Origin of the sequence: Moheibacter lacus, from assembly GCF_014042165.1 — a bacterium.
In the GTDB taxonomy this organism is placed as follows: domain Bacteria; phylum Bacteroidota; class Bacteroidia; order Flavobacteriales; family Weeksellaceae; genus Moheibacter; species Moheibacter lacus.
In genome coordinates this window covers 247,735-269,973 of sequence record NZ_JACDZE010000004.1, presented here as the reverse complement: position 1 = coordinate 269,973, position 22,239 = coordinate 247,735, and the positions used below count along the sequence as shown (strand labels likewise).

Below are 22,239 nucleotides of genomic sequence, written 5' to 3'. Positions count from 1 at the left end.
TTTGCTTTTAAATGAAGTCTCAAAAGACTTGGTTTCAAAAATACGATAATTCGATAATTCGGCAATAAGGTTTCAAACTTTGCCAAAAGGACAGATCGAATGGATTTATTTTATTATTTTTGGATTCCAACCGGGAAACGCTCTGCATTCCAACTACCCAAACTGATTTCCTTTGTGTCTATTGTAGTCGCCCATTCCGGAATGTTTAACTGATTATAAGTATTTACACTTGAATAAACAAAACACTACCAACCTTTTATTAGTTTTCAAACGTTTGGTTGCGTTGCGTATATTTGGGAGTTGTGCGTCATTTTGGAAAAACGAACCATAAAATAAATATGAAACAGAAATTACTTTTTTTGAGTTTATTGTTTACAATTATTTTTTTGGACAAAATACTAAAATTGATTCTTTAGCATCAAAGAATTCTAATTTGAATTGGATTAATAGCTTAGAAGAGGTAAATACAAAAGGAGAAAAACTCAAAGTTATAATTGAAAAAATTAAAACAGATTCTATTATTTCCCAATCAGATATTACTGAAAAAATTGTAATTAAAGTTAATGATGGCGAAAATGTAAATGATGCAATAAACAAAAAAACAAAATGTAAAATAGTTTTTGTTTTAATTCAAGGAAAAGTTGGTCATTTGTTAGACTTAAATCAATATCCAAATTATTCAGTAGTTTTAAAATATTTAACTGAAGAAACAATAGATTCAATAGAAATTCTGAAAGATGAAAAAGCAACTTCACTTTATGGAAGTAGAGCAATTTGCGGTGCAGTTATAATGAAAAGTAACAATAAAAAACTGAAAAAATTAATCAGAAAAAGTTTGCGAAAATAAAAAACGAACGCACAACAGCAGTTTGGCAAAATGGCGGGTTTAGTGCTAAAATGAACATTTGGTTTTCAAATGAAGTTTAGTGCAAAAATGAAAGTAAGTGTTTCAAAATCCGCCACTTCGCCAAGCTGCAAAACGTTATCGGTAATGCAACAAAAAATCGACAAATCAATAAAAATTTTCAAAAAAAAAGCATAGATGAATTTATCCGAGTATATTATGAAAAGAAACGGAGTTCCAATTGGACATCCAAATTCTCTTCGAAATAACTTGCAAAAATCATTAGGTGCGAAAAACTTTCATACATTTTGGAACTATTGGAATCCAATCTTTAGCTATTATTTAGGAACAAAAATATTCCGTCCATTAAAACGAATATTTCCATTAATACTTTCTTTAATTCTAACATTTGTTTTCTGTGGCTTTATCCACGATTTAGTAACAACATTCATAAGAGGAAAACTTTCATTGTTCTTTACTGTTTGGTTTTTGTTAATGTCAATTTTTGTTGTCATTTCAAAACAACTTAATTACAATTTATCTGACAAAAAGTGGATTTTCAGAGCATTTATAAATCTGTCAATTATCGGATTTTGCTTTTTTGCCACAAAATATTTGAACATTCTATTGAGCTTCTATTAAAATAGAGTTGGAAATTAAATTTCAAAAAGGCAACTAAACCTGAAGTAAAATAAGTGAACTGAAGAAAAATTACGAAACTGAAAATGATTAAATCAATAATTAATGCGTAAATAAAAGCACTACCGCTAACATCGGTTTTGCAAAAGAGCGGGTTAAGTGCAAAATTCAACGGCAGTTCTTCGTTTGAACTTTTGTACAAAACTGAACATTTGTGCTTCGATTTCCGCCACTTCGCCAAGCTGCAAACCGTTGTGGCGAAATTGACTTCGTCGAAATATCATTCATCGACTAAAAGGAGATAATCTTCGATTTCTTCGCTGCCGCTTCGTCTTTTGCCGTGCTGACTTTTTCACACCAAATTGCAGCAGATTGCTATCCTTTAAAGAATGAGCTTTTCTGAAATATTATTTCCTGAAAATCGGTATGAAATTTAAAATGAAAGATTTTAAAAACCATCTATGAATCTAAATCGATTAAAACCCGTAAATTTGCACTTCGAATTTTCTGAAAATTATGCGCACAAAATCCACCGGGAAGAAGAAAATCAACATCGTCACACTTGGCTGTTCCAAAAACGTCTATGATTCAGAGGTTTTGATGGGACAACTCAAAGCCAACGGCAAAGAAGTCGTTCATGAAAAACAAGGTGAAATCGTGGTGATTAATACTTGTGGTTTCATTGACAATGCCAAAGAAGAAAGCGTGAATACAATCCTTGATTTCGTTCAGCGAAAAGAAGAGGGTTTGGTAGAAAAAGTTTTCGTAACGGGTTGTCTTTCGGAACGCTATAAACCTGATTTGGAAAGGGAAATACCGGATGTGGATCAATATTTCGGAACGCGGGATTTGCCTTTATTATTAAAAGCTTTGGGCGCGGATTATAAGCACGAATTGGTGGGTGAGCGATTGACCACTACACCTCGTCATTATGCCTATTTGAAAATTTCAGAAGGTTGCGATCGCCCTTGTTCCTTTTGTGCCATTCCACTTATGCGCGGTGGACACCGCTCCACCCCGATCGAAGATTTGGTAAAAGAAGCCAAAAATTTAGCTAAAAAAGGAACCAAAGAATTGATTTTAATTGCCCAAGATTTGACGTATTATGGATTGGACATTTATAAAAAACGCGCATTGGCCGATTTGCTGAAAGAACTGGTAAAAGTTGAAGGAATTCAGTGGATTCGTTTGCATTATGCATTCCCGAGCGGTTTTCCGGAAGATGTGCTCGATGTCATCCGTGAAGAACCCAAAGTTTGTAATTACATCGATATTCCTTTGCAACATATTTCGACAGAAATTCTAAAATCGATGCGTCGAGGAACTACCTATGAAAAAACCAATGCTTTGTTGGATAAATTCAGGGAAAAAGTGCCGGGAATGGCAATCAGAACGACTTTGATTTGTGGTTATCCGGGTGAAACGGAAGCACATTTTCAAGAAATGAAAGAATGGGTCAGGACGCAACGATTTGACCGATTGGGTTGTTTTACGTATTCTCATGAAGAAAACACACATGCTTTTGGTTTGGAGGATGATGTTCCGGCAGATGTGAAACAAAAAAGAGTGGACGAAATCATGGAAGTTCAGTCGCAGATTTCTTGGGAATTGAACCAGGAAAAAATTGGCAAAACATTCAAAGTTTTGATCGACCGAAAAGAAGGCAATTACTTTGTGGGACGCACGGAATTTGATTCGCCTGACGTGGACAATGAAGTTTTGATTCCGGCTGAAAATATTTACCTATCCATTGGTGAATTTGTCACAGTTGAAATTGAATCTGCAGAAGAATTTGATTTGTTCGGAAAACTGATCTAATCATTATTTTTCAAAGCTCCTGCTCCCAATTATGAACGCAAAATACTATTTGGCAGTGATGTCTGCCTTTATCATTTGGGGATTGTTTAGCTTACCCTTAAAAGCCATTGAGAACTACGCCTCATTGGACATTCTTTTATCGAGGGTTTTAATGGCCAGCGTTTTGATTTTGGCGATTAGCTTACTTTTTCGAAGAAAAATCAGTCTAGAAAACCTCCGAATTTTTAAAAATTTAAATCCGCAAAACCGACGGAAATTAATCTTTCTCAACCTGGTGAGTTCGATTTTATTGGCAATCAATTGGTACCTTTTCATTTATGTGATGAACCGAATCAGCGTAAATGCAACCTCGCTGGCTTATATGCTCTGCCCTATCATTACCACGGTTTTGGCTTATATCATCCTGAAGGACAGACTTTCAAAAGTGCAATGGATTGCGGTATTACTGAGTTTAATGAGTTGTATTTTGCTTTCCATCGGACATTTTATGGACGTTTTTTACAGTTTTATCATTGCCCTTTCTTATGCGATTTATTTAATTTTACAAAAGAAAAACCAACAACTCGACCGATTTTTCACATTGACCTTTCAAATTGTTTGCGGAACGATTATTTTACTGCCGCTGTATAGTCAGCAACAAGAATTGCCTGAAAAAGGCGCCTATTTTTATGGAATTGTTTTTCTGATTGCGGGTGTTTTTACAATACTTCCGATGTTTTTAAATGTCTTTTCGCTCAACAAGCTGAATTCTTCTACAGCCGGAATTTTCATTTACATGAATCCCGTTTTCAGTTTTTTATTGGCCTTATTGTATTTCAAAGAAGAAATGGATTCGGTTAAAATCATAGCTTATTCGGTGGTTTTTTTCTCGGTAATTTTGTTTAATCTTCCTTTGATTTCGCAATTAATTCGACCCAAAAAAAGCCTGACGAACTGAATCGCCAGGCTATCCGTAACTATTTGATAATGAATTTTACTGGACTGTAATTTTCTTTACGGATTCTTTTAATTCCTTTTGTTTTGGAAGTAAAACTTTAAGAATCCCATCTGCATAAGTTGCCTGCACATTTTCGGTATCCACCAAATCCTTTGGCAGGGCAAAACTTCTTTGGAAGTTGAAATAACTGAATTCCTTTCGGGTATAGTTCTCTTTTTCCTCCAGGTTTTCAGCCAATTTGTTTACACTTAATTTCAAAACATTTTCTTCTACTTCAATATTGAAATCTTCTTTTTTCAGACCGGGAGCGGCCAATTCGATTTCAAATTCATTCTCGCTATTTTTAATATTAACGGCCGGTACAGAGAATTTGGAATTCAATTCCGGTTTAAACCAGTTGGAATCGTTCCAAAAGTTGTCCATAAATCCGCCAAATAAATCCGGGTTTCTTTTCATCATTGTATTCATATTGTCTAAATTTTAAAGTTTAAATTATTGGTTTTGGAAAATTCAATTTGCATTCCAATCGGAATTTCAGTCATTTTTTTACGCCATTTTGTCTGAAATTCTTATGATTTCAATGATTTATACGTCAAAATGTCTTAAATTTAGAAATTCATAGAAATTAACACATCATTTGATTTTTATCCTTAACTTTATTTGCAGAAATCCAAAAAGAATTTGAAATGAAAAAAGCTTTACTATTATGTTCGGTAATGATTGCCGGTTCTTTTCTTAATGCACAAGATATCACAATTGCTACCGGGTTAAACAAAGGAAAAATTGACTTTCAAGATTTTAGAAAAATAGACCTGAATCATTTAGGTTCGACCAACGTCGTTTTAACCAAATCAGATAAAATCAATTTTGAAAACATGACTACTGAAGTAACCAAAACCTGTAGTTGTGGGAAATACATCGCTGCAATGACTGTTTCTGAGTCTGGAGATCTATTTTACATCCCCATGAACGGAACCAAAGTTTCAAGCGTAAACGTTACTTCCAAATCCGGAGCTCAGTTTGAAATCCCAAATTCTGTGATGGACAACAAAAACCAAGCTACTTATTTTGCGAGAATGACTACCGGTTCTGATGGATTTATGTATGCTTTGAATAACAACGGTTCTGAATTATTAAAAATTTCCGCCGGCGGAACGGTTCAAAATTTAGGAAGCATCCAGATCGTTGGTGAAAAAGCAAAAGCTTTGGGTGACGAAAAATTGAGTTTTGGAGGCGATATGATTGCAGATGCATTTGGAAATCTATATGTTTTCAGTGCTGCAGGACATGTTTTTAAAATCAATCCCAATCAATTGAGTTCAGGATATGTAGGGAAAATAAAAGGTTTGGCTGATGGTTATACCGTTAACGGTGCTGCCGTTACAAAAGATGGAAATGTTTTACTGGCCACATCTTCTGCTCATGGATTTTATACCATGGACATCCAAACCCTAGAGGCCAGTTTCAAAGCTGATTATGATTTGCCGGTTTATGACATGGCGAGCCCTTATTTTTTACGTCAAGATTTGATGGATGAAATCACCGAAGCCTCTTCTTATTATAGTTTATATCCGACAATCGTAAAAGACAGTGAATTGAACATCGTTTCAAAATCAAATGAAAATTCCACATTGCAAGTGACAGTTTGGAATCTTAACAATAAACAAATCTATTCCAAATCTTTATCCGTAAATAAAATAGGAGATTTTAAAGTTAGCCTTAACGGTACTTTGCAACCCGGAATTTATGTTTTAAAAGCTGTTAATCAAAAAGGCATTGAAGTAATTAATACCAAATTTACGCTGGTACGATAATTTCTGTCTTTAATTTCAAACCGAAAGTTTGGAAAAACAAGGATAGCTCAATTTACAAAAACAGACAATGCGTTCTGAGAAGTAGATTGAGCTATTTCTTTTTCACTCAATCCATAAACATCCGCCAATTTTTTGACCACATTTTGAATATAGGCAGATTCATTTCTTTTCCCGCGATAAGGAACCGGAGCCAAATAGGGTGAATCTGTTTCCAAAACGATGTGTTCCAAAGGAATTTCGTTGATAAACTGATCGATCTTTCCGTTTTTAAACGTTACGACCCCTCCTATTCCCAATTTCATATTGAAACCGATAGCACGGACTGCCTGTTCTTTTGTTCCGGTGAAACAATGAAAAATACCGAATAGTTTTTCGTCTTTTTCCTCTTCAAGCACTTCAAAAATTTCGTCAAAACTCTCACGACAATGAATCACAATGGGCAATTCTTTTTCCTTGGCCCATCCAATTTGTTTTTTAAATGCCTGTTGCTGGATGCCCAAAGTCGATTTGTCCCAATACAAATCGATCCCGATTTCTCCAACCGCAGAAAATGCCCTTTTGTCCAACCATTTTTTTACTTCTTCCAATTCAAATTCAAAAGTTTCAGGTTGAACGGAAGTAGGATGCAGTCCCATCATCAGATGCATTTCTTGAGGATAATTCCGCTCCAGATCCAACATCCGCTCTGTGTAAGTCGAATCAATCGCCGGAATATAAAACCGCTCGATTCCAGCTTCTTTTGCTCGCTGAATCATTTCAGGTCTATCCGTGTCAAATTCTTCCGAATAAAGATGTGTATGGGTGTCAATCAACATTTTCGATCATTTTTTGCAACATTAATTTTTCTTTTTGGAAACTGTTTTTTGGGAAAAGAAATTCTGCTGATTCTATTTGTTTTGCTGTTTTATAAAGAAATTCTTTATATGCCGTGGTTTTTGAATTCATAGGTCTATGCGCCATTGCCGACTTGATTTTCCCGGCAATTTTAATATTGTCAACCGTGAGATAATCAAAATAGGTTTGAGAAAATTTCTCCCAGATATATTCAACTCCTAATTCATTTGGATGCACCAAATCTTCTTTATAAAAACGATAATCCCGCAAATCATCCATCATCAATTCATAAGCCGGAAAATAATCCACATTTTCAAACTGAGAAGCGACTTGAAACAAATTAGAAATCAATTTGGATTTGCTCAATGAATTTTCCACAATTCCATCTTTCGTATGCCGTACCGGACTTATGGTAACGATGATTTGGGCTTTTGGGTTGATGTCCAGAATCAAATTGAAACAATTCCGAATTGAGGTTTGGATCTGCTGGTCATCCAACAAATATTTTTCAAAATACTTTTGCGGAACCTTATGACAATTGGCCACAAAAATACCCATTTCGGTCATTTGATAGACCCAAGCTGTACCGAAAGTCAATAGAAAAACATCGGTCTGCTGAATAAAGTCATTGGCTTTTTGTAATTCCGCATTGATATTGTCCAAAGTTTCCTCCGGCGAAATACGATTAAAAGCACTATGATGGTCCCAGCTGAAAAAGATTTCACCGTATTGTAAAATTTCCTCTCGAGTATATTGGGTAAACGAATGAATTCGCGCCAGCGCATTTTCAATGGCAAGTGGATGAAACAAAGTGCCAAAAGGATTGCGTAAAACTTGAAATTTAGCATCTGCCAACTTTTCACCCAATTCGTCGACAAAACAGGAACCGATTCCCATGATTTTACGAGAATGATTAATCTTTTGATCTGATTCCGGAATTTGTAATTCGGTTCTGAATTTCATTAGATTTGTCTATCTATCAGCGAGCCCGCCAATTCTTTGAGTTGAAGTTTCTTTTCTTCTTCCACTTCGATTTTATTGAGATAACTCATGGCGATGTCAGTATAATGACCGATTAAGGTCATCACTTCGAAATCAACTTTTGAAACACGGAATATTTTCTCCACGGCATAAACCTTATCGACGTTATCTGTTTTCATTCCATACCAAAACTTCAATTCCTTCCTATCATGCTCATCTGCCAATTCAAGTGCTTTGATGTACAGAATCGTCTTTTTATTTTCGATGATATCACCGGCGTGAATTTTCCCAAAATCCTGTTGACCAAACACATCCAGATAATCATCTTTTAACTGAAATGCAATCCCCAAATTTTTACCGAATTCATATAAATTCAAATAATCCTCTTCTTTCGCATCGGCTATCATGGCGCCGATTTGAAGAGAAGCACCCATCATCACACCGGTTTTTAGGGTAATCATTTGGATGTATTCCTCATAAGAAACTTCATTTTGGGTTTCAAAATTCATGTCGTATTGTTGACCTTCACAAAGTTCTACAGCTGTTTTGGAAAATAATTGGGTTACGGCTTTGAACTGTTCTGCCGGCAGATCTTCAAACATACGATAGGCCTGAATCAGCATCGCATCACCGGAAAGAATTCCCGTATTGACATTGTATTTTAAATGAACTGTTTCTTTGCCTCTACGCAGTGGTGCTTCATCCATGATGTCATCATGCATCAATGAAAAGTTATGAAAATATTCTATCGCCAATGCAGGTTTAACTACTTTTTCAGGTTTTCCGTCAAAAACATAAGAACCTAGCATTACGATTACAGGCCGAAGCCGTTTTCCTCCTATGCTTAAAATATAATCACATGGCTCATAAAGCGCTTTTGGCGCCATGCCTATAAACGAATTTTTTTCCAATTCAGCATTGATCAATTCCTGGTACTGTTCGATGACACTCATAGTTATTCTTTCTTGTTGTCGCAAAGATAAGCCAAGCCTTGAAGTTGGAAAAACAATTGGAAAGAGAATATGAGAAATTTCACCTTCTCCTACTTCTTAGATTTGAAATCAGTTTGCTTATATTTGAAACTTATGATTTTCTAAAAATTCAATTCATGACCAAAAGATTAGTTTCCCTTTTATTGATTTCTTCCTTATTTTCAGGACTTTTTGCCCAAGAAAACATCAGCTTTCAAAAACCGCCCAAAGAAATTTTGGATTTGGTCGAATATGAAAGAGCACCCAGTGTGATGATGGATTCCGACAAAAATTTCATGATCATGACCTATCGGGATACCTATAAAACGCTGGATGACTTGAATCAGGATGAATTAAGATTGGCAGGATTGCGCATCAACCCCAATCATCATATTTCCAGCACCATTACTTATTTGAACAACATCAAAGTCAGAAAGATTTCGGAGAAAAATGAAATTCAAGTTACCGGACTTCCTGAAAATCCAAAAATCGCTTACCTCACTTGGTCGCCGGATGAAAGCAAAATTGCCTTTACCCATACGGGAAAAAATGGTTTGGAACTTTGGGTTTTGGATGTGAAATCAGCTGCTGCACAAAAAATTTCGACTCAACCTTTAAATGCCAATTTAGGAAATCCGATTACTTGGTTTTCGGACAATCAAAATATGCTGATCACGACGGTTCAGAAGGATTTAAAATTAATCGATTCCAAAAAAGATTTACCGGAAGGACCGATTGTTTCGAATTCGGACGGTTCGGTTTCGCAGAACAGAACTTACCAAGATTTATTAAAAAATAAAACCGACGAATTCAATTTTGAACAAATCACCACAACCGAAATCTACAAAGTCAATATCAACGGTCAAACTTCACTTTTTAAAGAAAAAGCGATGTACCAAAACATCAGTTTTTCGCCAGACGGAAATTATGTATTGATTTCCACCATCGAGAAACCCTTTTCTTATTTGGTTCCGCTGAACCGATTTCCATCTGAATATTCTGTTTATACAAAAGAAGGAAAATTGACCAAAAAAGTCAATCAATTGGAATTGGCCGAAATCATGCCCAAAGGTTTTATGTCGGTGAGAAAAGGAAAAAGAGCGATGTATTGGCGACCGGATTTGGAAGCGACTTTGGTTTACATTGAAGCTTTGGACCAAGGTGATCCTGAAGTAAAAGTTCCGCATAGAGATGCGGTTTATACTTGGAAAGCGCCTTTTGATGCAAACCCTGTCCTGTTGGCCAAATTGGAACAACGCTTCCGCGGCATGGAATGGGGAAATGAAAACACGGCGATCATCTATGATTATTGGTACGATACGCGGAATATCCGCACGTTTTTGTTGGATCCATCGAAATCCAATGCACCTTTGAAATTGATTTCAGATCGAAATTTTCAAGATATTTACAGCGATCCCGGAACATTTGAAACGAGAAAAAATAAGTTCGGAAAAAATGTTTTGGCCATTGATAATAATACTGCCTATTTGATCGGTGACGGATTTACAAAAGAAGGTCAATTTCCATTTATCGACAAATTGGATTTGAATTCATTGAAAACAAATCGTTGGTACCAATCCACCTACGAAGACAAAAAAGAAAACATCATCACGATCAGTGATTTCAAAAAAGGAAAAGCATTGGTCAGAATAGAATCGGCTACGGAATATCCAAATTATTTTTTCCGAAATCTAAACAAAAAGAAAAGTTTAAATCAATTGACCCATTTTCAAAATCCGTTTGAAAGCATCAAAGATGTCCACAAAGAAGTCATCCAATACAAACGAAAAGACGGCGTCGAACTCTCCGGAACACTCTACCTTCCAGCCGGTTACGATAAAACTAAAAAAGAGAAATTACCATTGTTAATTTGGGCGTATCCAGCTGAATACAAAGACAAAAACAGCGCAGGTCAATCTTCCCAAAATCCAAACGAATTTACTTTTCCTTACTATGGGAGTTTTGTGTATTGGGTAACCCGTGGCTATGCCGTACTGGATGACGCTGCCTTCCCGATCATCGGTGAAGGAACCACCGAGCCCAACGATACATTCATCGAACAATTGGTTTGGAATGCTGAAGCCGCCATCGATGCGGTGGACAAACTGGGATACATCGATCGGAAAAAAGTAGGCGTAGGCGGACATTCCTATGGTGCTTTTATGACCGCGAACCTCCTCACCCATTCCGATTTATTTGCCTGCGGAATCGCCAGAAGCGGTGCCTACAACCGTACGCTCACTCCATTTGGATTCCAGAGAGAACAAAGAAATTATTGGGAAGTACCGGATGTTTACAATACGATGTCGCCTTTTATGAATGCTGAAAAAATGAAAACACCTTTGCTCCTCACCCATGGTGAAGCGGACAATAATCCGGGAACTTTTACGCTCCAAACCGAACGGTATTTTCAAGCATTAAAAGGACTCGGTGCTCCGGTGCGGATGGTGATTCTTCCCAAAGAAAGCCATGGATATGTTGCCAAAGAAAACATCCTGCACCTGCTCTGGGAACAAGATCAGTTTTTGGAGAAATGGTTGAAGTAAAACCATTTCAATACTGACAAAAGGAAATTAAAAAGAAATTATTATTTTTGGTTCAGCCGAAAGGATTTCTACTAAAACCTCAACTCCCAAAACCTTATTTATGGGTGTGTCGTGTTTATTGGAAACCCTATCCGGAAAGTTTAACCGATTATAAATATTTACACTTGGATATACATTTCCCCAGTAGCAAATTATTTGATTTTAAACGTTTTCAAATGAATTTGGGAGTTGCGTATATTTGAGAGTTGTAGGCAAGCGTAAAAGACGACACCGCAACCAAGAAATGGACGGACAGAAGAACATAATATTAACTTTGAAACCGAAAGAAAAAAGTAAACAACATAATGACTGAGAAAGCACAGAATAAAAATCTAAATCAAGCGAAGACCAATAAAAAGGACGAGTTTTATACACAGCTTTCCGACATTGAAAGAGAGTTAAAGTATTACAAAAAGCACTTTAAGGACAAAGTCGTTTATTGTAACTGTGACGACCCACGAGTGAGCAACTTCTTTCATTTCTTCTCATACAACTTTGAGAAACTCGGACTTAAAAAACTCATTGCGACTTGCTATAAAAGTCAAGATATGGACTTGTTCAGCCAAAACAATTCTGAACAGGCAATCTATTTAGAATATACGGGCGACAAAAACGGAAACAATGTTCCCGACCCAAACGAAATCGGAATAAAAAAACTCAAAGGAGATGGAGATTTTAGAAGTAAAGAGTGTATTGAACTTTTGAAACAAGCCGACATTGTTGTAACAAATCCACCTTTTTCACTTTTTCGTGAATACGTTTCTCAACTTATTGAATACGACAAAAAGTTTATAATTGTCGGACATCAAAATGCAATTAAGTATAAGGAAATATTTCCGTTAATCAGAGACAACAAACTTTGGTTAGGCTACGGTTTTAAAGGTGGTGCAGGACATTTCATAAACGAACACTATGAAGATTACGCAACTGCAACAGACCGAAAAGAAGGAATGATAAGAGTTTCGGGCGTTCATTGGTTCACCAATCTTGAAATCAATAAAAGACACGAAGACTTAATCCTTTACAAAAAATACACACCAGAAGAATATCCAAAATATGAAAATTTTGATGCAATCAATGTTGACGTAACTAAAGACATTCCAATGGACTATGAAGGTTTTATGGGAGTTCCAATAACTTTTATGGACAAATACAATCCTGACCAATTTGAGATTATTGGTGTAGGCATTGCAAATTTAGGTCTTGAAATGGGAATTGAACCATACAAGCCTGAACATAAGAAATACAGAAAGGAAGTTCAGAAACGTGGAGCAGTTGACGGAGATTTGTATATGATGGTTGACGGAGTTGTAACTGTTCCGTATTCACGAATAATAATTAGAAATAAGAAAGTCCAAAAATGAAAATTGAACTTAAAGAAATAACAGTCCGAGACCTTACAAACGGTTACGAAGACAATCAAGAAAACGGAGTTATTGGATATGGTGGTAAATTGGACATTCGTCCACCCTACCAACGTGAATTTATTTACAAAGACAAACAACGTGAAGCTGTAATAGACACTATTACAAAAGACTATCCTTTGAACGTAATGTATTGGGCAGTTCGTGAAGACGGCAATTTTGAAGTTATTGACGGGCAACAACGGACAATTTCAATAAGTCAATTCGTGGAAGGAGATTTTGCATTTAAAAGCAGATACTTCCACAACTTACAGAAAGATGAACAAGAGCAAATTTTGAACTACAAAATAATGGTTTATCTGTGTAGCGGAACAGACAGCGAAAAATTAGAGTGGTTCAAGACAATCAACATTGCAGGAGAAAAACTAACCGACCAAGAATTAAGAAATGCAGTTTATTCAGGTTCGTGGGTTTCAGACGCTAAAAGATATTTCAGTAAAAACGGTTGTGCTGCATACGGTTTGGGTGGCGATTATTTGAATGGTTCAGCAATTAGACAAGACTATTTGGAAACAACAATCAAATGGATAAGCAATGACGATATTGAGCATTATATGGCAAAGCAACAACACGAGCCAAATGCAAATGACTTGTGGTTGTATTTTCAAAGCGTAATAAATTGGGTTAAGGTGGTTTTTCCAAAGTATCGCAAAGAAATGAAAAGCATACAATGGGGTTTTCTTTACAACGAGTTTAAAGACAAGAAATTTGACCACAAAAAACTTGAAGAAGAAATCACCAAACTAATGCAAGACGAAGACGTGACAAACAAAAAAGGGATTTACGAATACGTTTTGACACGCAAAGAGAGATTTTTAAATATTCGTGCATTTACAGACAATCAGAAACGAGAAGCATACGAAAGACAGAAAGGAATTTGCCCTGTATGCACAGAAGAATTCAAAATTGAAGAAATGGAAGCCGACCACATTACACCTTGGCATTTAGGCGGACAGACAAGTGCTGAAAATTGCCAAATGTTGTGCAAGGACGATAACAGAAGAAAAAGCGGAAAATAATGAATATCAACGACATAGAACAAGAACGCCAGCCTACAACAGCCGTTTTGCGTAATGGCGGGTGCAGTGCTTCGTATGACAGTTTTGTGGTAGGTTCAAGTGCAGTTCTTCGATTGAACTTTTGTGCTAAAAATCCGCCACTACGCAAAGCGGCAAACCGTTAGCTGCATTTGTAAAACCACACTAAATCAAAAAATATGGGAATTCTTGACAATAAAGAGCATGCTCAGAAAATTAAATCATTAGAAAAATCTACAGAAAAATTATTTAGCATTCAGAATACTTTAGCTGATAGAATTAAACAATTAGGAAATGATTTAATTGAAGCTACAAAATCAAGTCCCGAATATGAAAAAGAAGCTAAAGAAGCATCAAGAAGAACCTCAGAATTTAAAAACAAAGCTTATCAGACTTTAGAAGAAGCTAAGGAATTTCTTGCCTCTATAGAAAGTCATAATTCAATAATTGATAATAATAAGATTGTTTCTGGGGAATTAATCGAAAAAATTAAAAGTGATTTTGAAAGTTTTAATAACGAAAATAATTTAGCACTTGAAAACTTAAATACACTTAATGAAAGAATTGATCAACTCAATGAAACAATTTCTACGTTTGAAAATACTATTGAAAATCATCCAGATCTAGAAAGCGAAATAATTGAATTAGAAACATCAATTACAAAAATTAAGGAAAATGAAAGTAAATCATCTCAATTAATCAAATCTATAACTAATAGAAAAATAGAATTACAAACCTTATACAATGAAATTTTAGGTTACGAAGAAGAAGATGATGAAGGAAATATTACTAAAGTTAATGGTTCTAAACAAGAGCTATTAGAGTCATTAGATGGTTTAGAAGAAAGAGTAAGTGATTATAAATTAGAATTTGATGAACTTGAAAAAAACACTTCAGATAGAACAACAAATCTTCTTGAAGTAAACAGCGAAAAAATATCCGAACAAATAAACGGTTGGGAAGATAAATATGAAAAACTAAATAAGAAGATTGAAAGTTTATTACCAAATGCAGTTACAGCAGGTTTATCATACGCATTTTCTAAAAAGAAAGAAGATGAAGATAAATCTTATGAAAAACATAAAAAACAATTTGGGTATGGTATTGCTGGAATGATTGCTGTTTCATTAATCCCTTTTTTAATCTCCGTATTTACTTTATTTGGTAACGATTCACTTGATGTGATAATTAATAGAGCTCAAAAATTAGTAATTGCTATTCTTCCATTATATATACCTGTTTTATGGTTGTCAATTTCTTCTAGTAAAAAAATGAATTTATCTAAAAGATTAATTGAAGAATATGCACACAAAGAAGTTTTAAGTAAAACTTTCGAAGGACTTTCAAGACAAATTCATGATTTGGAAGAAGATAACATTTCTAAAGAACTTAAATTAAAGTTATTACAAGATTTCTTACAAATGTATTCGGAAAATCCTGGTAAACTTATTTCTGACTATAATAAGTCTGACCATCCAATTATGGAATTATTAGAAAATTCCAATAAACTTGATAAAACTATTCTGAAAGTTCAAAAATTTCCGGGATTAAATAAAGTGGCTGAAATTATTGAAAAAAAATCTGAACGAAAAATTAACCAAGTAGCAGATGGGATTGAACGAACAATCGATAAAAAGCTAGCAATCGCAGAGGATAACGAAGAAAACGAAAACGAAGAAATCGCATAACAACTGTAGCTAACAAGGTTAGCCGTTGCACAACTCCATTTTTTTGATAAAATTCACAAAAAACCATGAAAATCTGACCGATTTTAAAGCTCTCTAAGCGCAGCAAAATTCAAATTGAAAAGAAGTGCGTAATTTGTTTAGTTTTGAATTGTTGGTAAAATGGGGGACTTACACTTTCTTCCGAAATACTCCCAAAACAAAAAAGAGAAGCATCCGAAACACTTCTCTTTTCAAGTTGAATAATTAAAAATTAGGAAATTTATTTTTATTTCTTTTACTATTTATTTTAGTCAACCGTTGCCAGTCGTTGTAACTTTTAACGGAATTATTCCGTTTTTGTTTTGCAAAAGTACAGGAGAATTATGGTGTATCTTGTTAACCGCTCTCAAAGGTTTGTTAACGAGTTGTTAATCGAATTTGAATCGATTGAGGAATGCGTAATATTGTGAAATATTGAAAGATAGATGCTGAAATTTGGGTATTTTTTATCTTCATCAAACATCCATCATCCAACATCTAACAAACATTAGAATTTGAAAATCAACCGTTTAAATACCATCATTTTATTAGGTCTAATTGGAACCATCGGGATTTTGATTGCGCAATTGGTTTGGACTTATAAAGCCTTTACGTTAGAAGAAAAAAAATTCTCCCAAAAAGTCCATATCGCTTTATTGGAGGTCGCTCGTGAGATTTATGCCAACAATGATCATGAAATTTCAACCAAAGATTTGATTCAAAAAGTTTCTGATGATTATTACGTCGTGAATGTAAACGATGACATCGATCCTGCGGTTTTGGAACATTTTCTGAAAACCGAATTCACCAAATTCAATATCATTACCGATTTCGAATATGCCATTTACAACTGCGAAAGCGACGATATGATGTATGGAAAATACATTTCAGTAAACGATGAAGCCAATCAGAAAAAGGAAATCCAATTTGAAAAATACAAAGATCTCGTCTATTATTTTGCGGTTCGTTTTCCGGAAGAACAGTCTTATTTATTGAGCTCTTTGAAGTTTTGGATCATTTTATCACTGGTTTTGATGCTCATTTTGGTGATTTATGTTTATTCGATTTATACACTGATTCAACAAAAGAAATATTCGGAATTGCAACGGGATTTCATCAACAATATGACCCACGAATTCAAAACACCACTCTCCTCTATCCTACTCGCTTCCAACTCTTTAAGCAACCAAAAAACGATTCAGGAAAACGAAAAACTCCATACCTATGCCGAAATCATCACCCAACAAGGCAAGAAACTCAACCATCATATTGAGAAAATTTTAAACGTTGCAAGAAACGACGAATTTGCCATGGCGCTGAATCCTGTGCCCATCAATTTGGTCGATATCTTAGGTTCAGTACGAAATTCGATTCAAACCAAACATCCGGAAGTTCAAATTCAAATCGAATCTGATCCTAACCTTTCCATTCTAGCCGACGAATTTCATTTCACCAATGTCGTCCAAAACCTCGTCGACAATTCTATCAAATACAGCGATGAAACACCAGAAATAAAAATTCAAACTCAAAAAGTCGCAAAAGGAATTCAATTAGAATTTTCGGACAATGGAATTGGTGTTTCTCCAAAAAATTTAAAATTCATATTTGATAAATTTTATCGGGTTGCGGACAAAAAAAGCAATGAGGTAACTGGTTTCGGTTTAGGACTTTATTATGTCAAACGAATTGTCCAGCAACATGGTTGGAAAATTTCTGCCCGAAACAATGTGGAAAAAGGCCTAACTATTTCTATTTTTATTCCAAATAAATGATCAATGGCGAAAAGCAAAATTCTATATGCGGAAGATGACGAAACAATTGCGTTTTTGACACAAGACAGTTTGGAACCCATCTATGAAGTCGTGCATTGTAAAAACGGCGAATCCGCTTTGGAAGCCTTTCAGCAAGGAGAATTTGACATTTGTTTGCTGGATATCATGATGCCAAAAATGGACGGATTTGAATTGGCGACGGAAATCCGAAAGTTAAATTCGGAAATTCCTATTTTGTTTATCTCTGCCAAAATCCTGAAAGAAGACCGCATCAAAGGACTGAAAATCGGAGCCGATGATTATTTGGTGAAGCCGTTTAGCATCGAAGAATTGATGCTTAAAATCGAAATCTTTTTAAAACGATCGCAGAAAAATTCGCCCAAAATTTCTACTTCTGAAATCCATAAAGTCGGGAATTGTTCATTTGACGCAAAAAATTACACCGTTACTTGCCAAAACAACACCGTTTCGCTTACACAACGGGAAGCTGAACTTCTCACCTTTTTTATTAACCATAAAAACACCGTTTTAAAACGCGAAGAAATCCTGAAAGCACTTTGGGGCGAAGATGATTATTTTATGGGAAGAAGTTTGGATGTTTTTATTTCAAGATTGCGGAAAATATTTGCGGAAGATGATTCGGTAACGATTGAAAATCTGCATGGAATCGGGTTTAAATTCAGAGTGGATTAGGACGAAGTTCGATATACGATATACGAGATTCGAAGTTTGTAATTCGTAATTCGTAATTCGAAAATAAAAAAAATACCCCGACGGACTTGCGCCCATACGAGGTATAAAGAAAAAAGTGGAATTTTAAGGTGGCTGATTCCGAAGAATCGGAATCGAAGCCACCTGTATTTATTGGATCATTCCGATTCTTCGGAACTCAATGACCAAAATTATTTCTCTTGTTTGTATCCTTTTTCGTTGGCGAATTTTAAAACGGCTTCAGTTATCGCTGCGCCAAGGTCGGTATCGGTTTCGCCACGCTTTGCCAATTCGTTTTGGATAAATTTTTCACGTTCCGTGTTCAATTCAAGGATCTCTTTTTGGATTTTTTTGCGTTCAGCTGTCATGGAATCGATTTCCTTTTTCAGCTGGGCATCGGTCATATTTTGGTATTTTTCCGGTAAAGTCTTTTTATCGATTTCTTTGATATCCGTTCCTTCCAACGAAACGGCATCCACCAAATCCCAACCGGAATTCGAATAACTGTAATTCGCTTTAGCTGCAGCACGCGTCACTTTGTTTTCCGCACTCATTTCTGCTGCCATCATGTCTTGGGTTTCCTGGCGTTCTTTCATCTTTCCGCCTTGCGCACCGTAATAAATATAGGTATTGTTCAAACGGGTGTTGCAATCGTCAATCCGTACATCATAAGGCGTAGGAATATAAATTACTTTTTGGTTGTGGTCGATGAAGAAATATTCGCCTTTTCCTTTGTCAGCACCGTCTTTCCACATTCCGTTCTGTCCGGAGTAATCGTCACCGCAATGAATCGTATTGACAAAAATTCCTTTTTTTACGGCATTTGAAATCGCTTCTATGTAGTTGACCTGACCTTGTGTAAAGGGTTCGTTTCCGGCGATATAGATCAACTTCATGCTATTTTTATTGTTGTCCCATTTTAGTTCATTTGTGGAAGTTTGAATGACTTGTCCACAATATTCCGAACCGCCGTTGGTGCGCAGTGCAAATAATTTCTCCGACAACAAATCCAAATCGGAAGTCAAAGGTGTTACTTGTCTGATGTATCCGCCATCCGGAGAAAGTCCGTCATTTCCGTATTCGTATAAACTGATTTCGATGCTCGGTTTTTTACCGTCATAACGTAAAGTTGTCAAGGTATTGACAATGTTCCAAAGTCGGGATTTCGCTTGGTCAATCAAACCATCCATGCTGCTAGAGGTATCGAGAAGCAAAGCTACCTGGATTTTTTCCTGTGCTAAATTTTCTGTTGTATCAACAGAAATTACGGATTCATTTTTTATTTCCTCTTTCTGAACAGGTGACGATAAAACTGCCAGCGTTCCCAATGATATCAATAAACTTTTCATATCTATAAAATTTAGTTTCTATAGACATAGATGCATAGAGTTTGGAAAAGGTTGGAAAAGATTTGAAAATTTTGAATGTTAAATGCTAAATTTTGAATTAAACTACTGATAATGAATATTTTAATATTCTATAAATATTCTTTCAAACGTGAAATATTTCTTTTGGTTATAGAGTCTTCAGTATATTTCTCACAAAGTTCAAATAACGTTTTCAATAATTTGGTTTGATGAGTTGAAGGCGAATTAGTATTGACATAAACAATCGTATCTCTCTCATAAATCGAAGTGAAAAATTCTGCACCATCCATCATTTCTACATTTTTAAATTGATAATTAGCTTTTTTAAAAGCTTCCCAATGCTTTAAAATGACTTTCTCTTCCTCTTTCATAATTTCATGTTGAAAATTCTGGGAAGAATTCTTTTTCATAAATTCATATAGATGATATTCTCTTTTACCTTCCGGTATTTTGTAATAATCTTCTGTGCGATTCAAAGTTTGAGTAATTTGATAAAATCCTATTTTATGATCTCTTGTCGAATAGGTTATTGAATGTCCTTGTTCAAACGATGGAAAAATTCGAATTCGAATTCTTTCCAAATCATCATTTTCAACTTCAATTAAAGAATCTAAACTCTCTACATCTCGTTGAGATTCAACTAAATATTTATCTTTTTTATAGCTTAGTTGTTCAACTGAATTTGTTGTTTTGTCTTCCCTACAATTTGCAAAACTTAGGATTATCAAAACAAACAGAACTAAATTTTTCATAATTAAAAGATATCAAATATAACTTTCAAAAAATCAAAAAATTGTTTAAAAAAATTATTGATCCACCACATAAATTCCTGATTTAATCGCAAATAAAACCAATCCAACTCTATTCTTTATATTAAGTTTGGAAAATACGGCATCCCGGTAGTTATCTATGGTTTTGGGGCTTAGGAACATTTTATCGGCAATTTCCTTATATGTTAAATCACTACATGCCAATTGTATAAACTCTATTTCTCGTTCTTTCAGGTCGTCCAACTCGTTTTTCTTTTTTAAACTGCCGAGCAGTGCATGGGTCACATTTTGGGTATGAAAAAAGCCGTGCTGTAAAGTATGGGTCAACGCTAAATACAGTATATCTTTCTGAATGTCTTTGCTCAAATAGCCTTTTGCACCGGATTTCAGCATTTGGATGATGGTATTTTCGTCTTCATCTACCGAAAGTGCCAAAACCAAAAGGTCTGGAAATTCTTTTGTAAGGATTTTGGTTGTTTCGATTCCGTTGAGAACCGGCATATTGACATCCATCAAAACGATTTGAGGTTGAATGGTTTTATTTTTCAGTGCGTTAATCAATTCCTGACCGTTGTGAAAAATTCCATCGGTTTCAAAATCATCAAAACTTTCAATCAGGTTTCCTATGGCTTGAGACAATAAAGTATGGTCGTCAACTATGGCTATTTTATGTTTCATTTTTTAAAGAATTTTTTAATTACCAACTCGGTTCCCTTATTAGGAGTGGAATTCAGGTATAGTTTCGCTCCGATTAATGCAGCCCGGGTACTCATGTTTTTGAGTCCGATTCCGTTAAAATCAACTTTTGGATTAAATCCGATTCCGTTATCATAAGTATGGATTTCCAATTCGTCCATTTTATAAATAACTTTAATTCGGAGCTCAGTTGCCCGCGAATGGCGAATGGTGTTGGCAAAAAATTCCTGTAATATGCGAAAAATTATGATTTCTTCTTTCTGCGGAATTTCAAAAGGACTTCCGGATATTTCAAATTCGGTTTTGATAAAATTCATCCGTTCGAAACGTTCGATTTCATTATTGATGGCTTCCAGCAGATTCATATTTTTCAGACTTTCGGGATTGACCGATTTTGACAATGCCCTAAGTTCGCGAAGCGCATCACCCAAAATCTGAACCGATTCGTCAATTTTTCCGGGATCTTTATTTGAATTCTGTAATTGAATTTTGGCAAGGGTTAAGAGTTGACCTATGTTGTCGTGAAGTTCCCAACTGATGTTCCGAAGGGTTTCTTCTCTTATTTCAATTTGGGATTCGGCCAGTTCGGTTTCAAATTTCTTCTTCTCTTCCATCTGCTGGTGAATCAGTTTGTTTTTACGATTATTAAAAATAACAAATAACAACACCATGGAAAAGGGTATCAGAATCATAATCCCGACTATGAAAAGCAGTTTATCTCCTTCCTGAAACATAAAATCCAATTATATATCCGCCATACAGCAATAAATTCAAAATAATGATAGCGATGTAATAAATATGTAAAATATTATATCCCTGTCCCAAATAAAGCGACAAAGGAACAAAGCCTATGTAAAACATGAGCAAACCACAAACAATCCAAAATTCCGGTAATCGCTGATAATGAATCACCTGGTTACTCCTCAGCAATTTAACAAAAAATACAAGAGAAAAGATCAGTAATAAAACCGCCTGAACATTTACCGTTGTTTTGATAAGATTTTTAATGAGATTAATTGTAAGCGCATCATAAATAAAGGCTGCCGCAAACAAAATCCAGATAATCCATTTCCAGAATCTGAATTTGAGAAGTTTGTCAAACCAATACATATATACACCGAAAGAAATCAGGATATACAAGTTGTAAAGAATCCTAACCGGATATTTGGAAGAAAGAGACATCGCCAGAATTTCATTACAAAAAGTATAAATCAAAAATGGGAGAAATATCCACATGGGCGTTTGCCTGTAATGCCGCCAATAATAAATGGCGGCACAACAAGCAAGCAGTTGGATGGTAAGGTAAATATAATTCTGAACGGACATAGATAAT

General features: G+C 35.3%; 19 protein-coding genes. 10 read left to right on the top strand and 9 right to left on the bottom strand.

The genetic code is table 11. From position 1 onward, the window contains the following. The first annotated feature begins 433 nt into the window (after positions 1-433). The 3 genes from HU137_RS11825 (at position 434) to HU137_RS11815 (ending at position 4,238) form a co-directional block, all read left to right on the top strand. Positions 434-847, top strand: coding sequence for a hypothetical protein (locus HU137_RS11825; protein ID WP_182044060.1), 414 nt, complete (start codon positions 434-436; stop codon positions 845-847). Between the two features lie 1,152 nt (positions 848-1,999). Further along, entirely contained in the window at positions 2,000-3,301 is a 1,302-nt protein-coding gene (gene rimO / locus HU137_RS11820) for a 30S ribosomal protein S12 methylthiotransferase RimO (RefSeq protein ID WP_182044059.1), read from the top strand. Between the two features lie 31 nt (positions 3,302-3,332). Continuing rightward, on the top strand, positions 3,333-4,238 hold the full coding sequence (locus tag HU137_RS11815) for an EamA family transporter (protein WP_182044058.1): 906 nt from the start codon (positions 3,333-3,335) through the stop codon (positions 4,236-4,238). A gap of 36 nt (positions 4,239-4,274) precedes the next feature. On the opposite strand, the gene HU137_RS11810 is transcribed toward HU137_RS11815, so the two are convergent. After that, entirely contained in the window at positions 4,275-4,706 is a 432-nt protein-coding gene (locus HU137_RS11810; RefSeq protein WP_182044057.1) for an Hsp20/alpha crystallin family protein, read from the bottom strand. Between the two features lie 218 nt (positions 4,707-4,924). Between HU137_RS11810 and HU137_RS11805 the strand changes: the two genes are divergently transcribed. Beyond that, positions 4,925-6,052 (top strand): T9SS type A sorting domain-containing protein, encoded by a 1,128-nt coding sequence (locus tag HU137_RS11805; RefSeq protein WP_182044056.1) that lies wholly within the window; start codon positions 4,925-4,927, stop codon positions 6,050-6,052. A gap of 47 nt (positions 6,053-6,099) precedes the next feature. On the opposite strand, the gene HU137_RS11800 is transcribed toward HU137_RS11805, so the two are convergent. Genes HU137_RS11800 through HU137_RS11790 form a run of 3 tightly spaced genes read right to left on the bottom strand, consistent with a single transcriptional unit; the run spans position 6,100 to position 8,820 of the window. Then, complete coding sequence (locus HU137_RS11800) at positions 6,100-6,867, bottom strand: TatD family hydrolase (RefSeq protein ID WP_182044055.1); 768 nt, start codon at positions 6,865-6,867, stop codon at positions 6,100-6,102. Next, positions 6,857-7,849 carry a GSCFA domain-containing protein gene (locus HU137_RS11795; protein ID WP_182044054.1) on the bottom strand — a complete coding sequence of 331 codons (993 nt, stop codon included), beginning with the start codon at positions 7,847-7,849 and terminating at the stop codon, positions 6,857-6,859. Before HU137_RS11795 ends, HU137_RS11800 begins: the two co-directional genes overlap by 11 nt. Continuing rightward, positions 7,849-8,820, bottom strand: coding sequence for a polyprenyl synthetase family protein (locus HU137_RS11790; RefSeq protein WP_182044053.1), 972 nt, complete (start codon positions 8,818-8,820; stop codon positions 7,849-7,851). The genes HU137_RS11795 and HU137_RS11790 overlap by 1 nt, the downstream gene beginning before the upstream one ends. 155 nt (positions 8,821-8,975) lie before the next feature. Between HU137_RS11790 and HU137_RS11785 the strand changes: the two genes are divergently transcribed. The 6 genes from HU137_RS11785 to HU137_RS11760 all read left to right on the top strand — a co-directional run bounded on the left by HU137_RS11785 (position 8,976) and on the right by HU137_RS11760 (position 18,055). Then, the gene (locus HU137_RS11785) at positions 8,976-11,384 is read left to right on the top strand and encodes a S9 family peptidase (RefSeq protein ID WP_182044052.1); all 2,409 of its coding nucleotides are present in this window, start codon (positions 8,976-8,978) and stop codon (positions 11,382-11,384) included. A 344-nt stretch (positions 11,385-11,728) separates the two neighbouring features. Then, positions 11,729-12,787, top strand: coding sequence for an adenine-specific methyltransferase EcoRI family protein (locus tag HU137_RS11780; protein ID WP_182044051.1), 1,059 nt, complete (start codon positions 11,729-11,731; stop codon positions 12,785-12,787). Continuing rightward, entirely contained in the window at positions 12,784-13,866 is a 1,083-nt protein-coding gene (locus HU137_RS11775) for a GmrSD restriction endonuclease domain-containing protein (protein ID WP_182044050.1), read from the top strand. Before HU137_RS11780 ends, HU137_RS11775 begins: the two co-directional genes overlap by 4 nt. A 197-nt stretch (positions 13,867-14,063) precedes the next feature. Then, positions 14,064-15,572: a coiled-coil domain-containing protein gene (locus HU137_RS11770; protein ID WP_182044049.1), complete on the top strand. Its 1,509-nt coding sequence runs from the start codon at positions 14,064-14,066 to the stop codon at positions 15,570-15,572. Between the two features lie 533 nt (positions 15,573-16,105). Next, positions 16,106-17,362 carry a sensor histidine kinase gene (locus HU137_RS11765; RefSeq protein WP_182044048.1) on the top strand — a complete coding sequence of 419 codons (1,257 nt, stop codon included), beginning with the start codon at positions 16,106-16,108 and terminating at the stop codon, positions 17,360-17,362. Between the two features lie 3 nt (positions 17,363-17,365). Then, a complete protein-coding gene (locus HU137_RS11760) occupies positions 17,366-18,055 on the top strand; it encodes a response regulator transcription factor (protein ID WP_182044047.1) in 690 nt (229 codons plus the stop codon). Positions 18,056-18,264: 209 nt separating this feature from the next. Here the strand turns inward: HU137_RS11760 and HU137_RS11755 are convergent, their stop codons facing one another. The 5 genes from HU137_RS11755 to HU137_RS11735 form a co-directional block, all read right to left on the bottom strand. Continuing rightward, complete coding sequence (locus tag HU137_RS11755; RefSeq protein WP_182044046.1) at positions 18,265-19,422, bottom strand: vWA domain-containing protein; 1,158 nt, start codon at positions 19,420-19,422, stop codon at positions 18,265-18,267. Between the two features lie 128 nt (positions 19,423-19,550). Continuing rightward, the gene (locus tag HU137_RS11750) at positions 19,551-20,192 is read right to left on the bottom strand and encodes a hypothetical protein (protein ID WP_182044045.1); all 642 of its coding nucleotides are present in this window, start codon (positions 20,190-20,192) and stop codon (positions 19,551-19,553) included. Positions 20,193-20,246: 54 nt separating this feature from the next. Further along, complete coding sequence (locus HU137_RS11745; protein ID WP_182044044.1) at positions 20,247-20,888, bottom strand: response regulator transcription factor; 642 nt, start codon at positions 20,886-20,888, stop codon at positions 20,247-20,249. Next, complete coding sequence (locus tag HU137_RS11740; protein ID WP_182044043.1) at positions 20,885-21,640, bottom strand: sensor histidine kinase; 756 nt, start codon at positions 21,638-21,640, stop codon at positions 20,885-20,887. The genes HU137_RS11745 and HU137_RS11740 overlap by 4 nt, the downstream gene beginning before the upstream one ends. After that, positions 21,621-22,232 carry a hypothetical protein gene (locus HU137_RS11735; RefSeq protein WP_182044042.1) on the bottom strand — a complete coding sequence of 204 codons (612 nt, stop codon included), beginning with the start codon at positions 22,230-22,232 and terminating at the stop codon, positions 21,621-21,623. The genes HU137_RS11740 and HU137_RS11735 overlap by 20 nt, the downstream gene beginning before the upstream one ends. Positions 22,233-22,239: the final 7 nt, after the last annotated feature.

Excerpts from the sequence above, each read along its gene's own strand:
- rimO (WP_182044059.1), top strand. The coding sequence starts at position 2,000 with ATGCGCACAAAATCCACCGGGAAGAAGAAAATCAACATCGTCACACTT.
- HU137_RS11815 (WP_182044058.1), top strand. The coding sequence starts at position 3,333 with ATGAACGCAAAATACTATTTGGCAGTGATGTCTGCCTTTATCATTTGG.
- HU137_RS11810 (WP_182044057.1), bottom strand. The coding sequence starts at position 4,706 with ATGAATACAATGATGAAAAGAAACCCGGATTTATTTGGCGGATTTATG.
- HU137_RS11805 (WP_182044056.1), top strand. The coding sequence starts at position 4,925 with ATGAAAAAAGCTTTACTATTATGTTCGGTAATGATTGCCGGTTCTTTT.
- HU137_RS11800 (WP_182044055.1), bottom strand. The coding sequence starts at position 6,867 with ATGTTGATTGACACCCATACACATCTTTATTCGGAAGAATTTGACACG.
- HU137_RS11795 (WP_182044054.1), bottom strand. The coding sequence starts at position 7,849 with ATGAAATTCAGAACCGAATTACAAATTCCGGAATCAGATCAAAAGATT.
- HU137_RS11790 (WP_182044053.1), bottom strand. The coding sequence starts at position 8,820 with ATGAGTGTCATCGAACAGTACCAGGAATTGATCAATGCTGAATTGGAA.
- HU137_RS11785 (WP_182044052.1), top strand. The coding sequence starts at position 8,976 with ATGACCAAAAGATTAGTTTCCCTTTTATTGATTTCTTCCTTATTTTCA.
- HU137_RS11780 (WP_182044051.1), top strand. The coding sequence starts at position 11,729 with ATGACTGAGAAAGCACAGAATAAAAATCTAAATCAAGCGAAGACCAAT.
- HU137_RS11775 (WP_182044050.1), top strand. The coding sequence starts at position 12,784 with ATGAAAATTGAACTTAAAGAAATAACAGTCCGAGACCTTACAAACGGT.
- HU137_RS11770 (WP_182044049.1), top strand. The coding sequence starts at position 14,064 with ATGGGAATTCTTGACAATAAAGAGCATGCTCAGAAAATTAAATCATTA.
- HU137_RS11760 (WP_182044047.1), top strand. The coding sequence starts at position 17,366 with ATGGCGAAAAGCAAAATTCTATATGCGGAAGATGACGAAACAATTGCG.
- HU137_RS11755 (WP_182044046.1), bottom strand. The coding sequence starts at position 19,422 with ATGAAAAGTTTATTGATATCATTGGGAACGCTGGCAGTTTTATCGTCA.
- HU137_RS11750 (WP_182044045.1), bottom strand. The coding sequence starts at position 20,192 with ATGAAAAATTTAGTTCTGTTTGTTTTGATAATCCTAAGTTTTGCAAAT.
- HU137_RS11745 (WP_182044044.1), bottom strand. The coding sequence starts at position 20,888 with ATGAAACATAAAATAGCCATAGTTGACGACCATACTTTATTGTCTCAA.
- HU137_RS11740 (WP_182044043.1), bottom strand. The coding sequence starts at position 21,640 with ATGTTTCAGGAAGGAGATAAACTGCTTTTCATAGTCGGGATTATGATT.
- HU137_RS11735 (WP_182044042.1), bottom strand. The coding sequence starts at position 22,232 with ATGTCCGTTCAGAATTATATTTACCTTACCATCCAACTGCTTGCTTGT.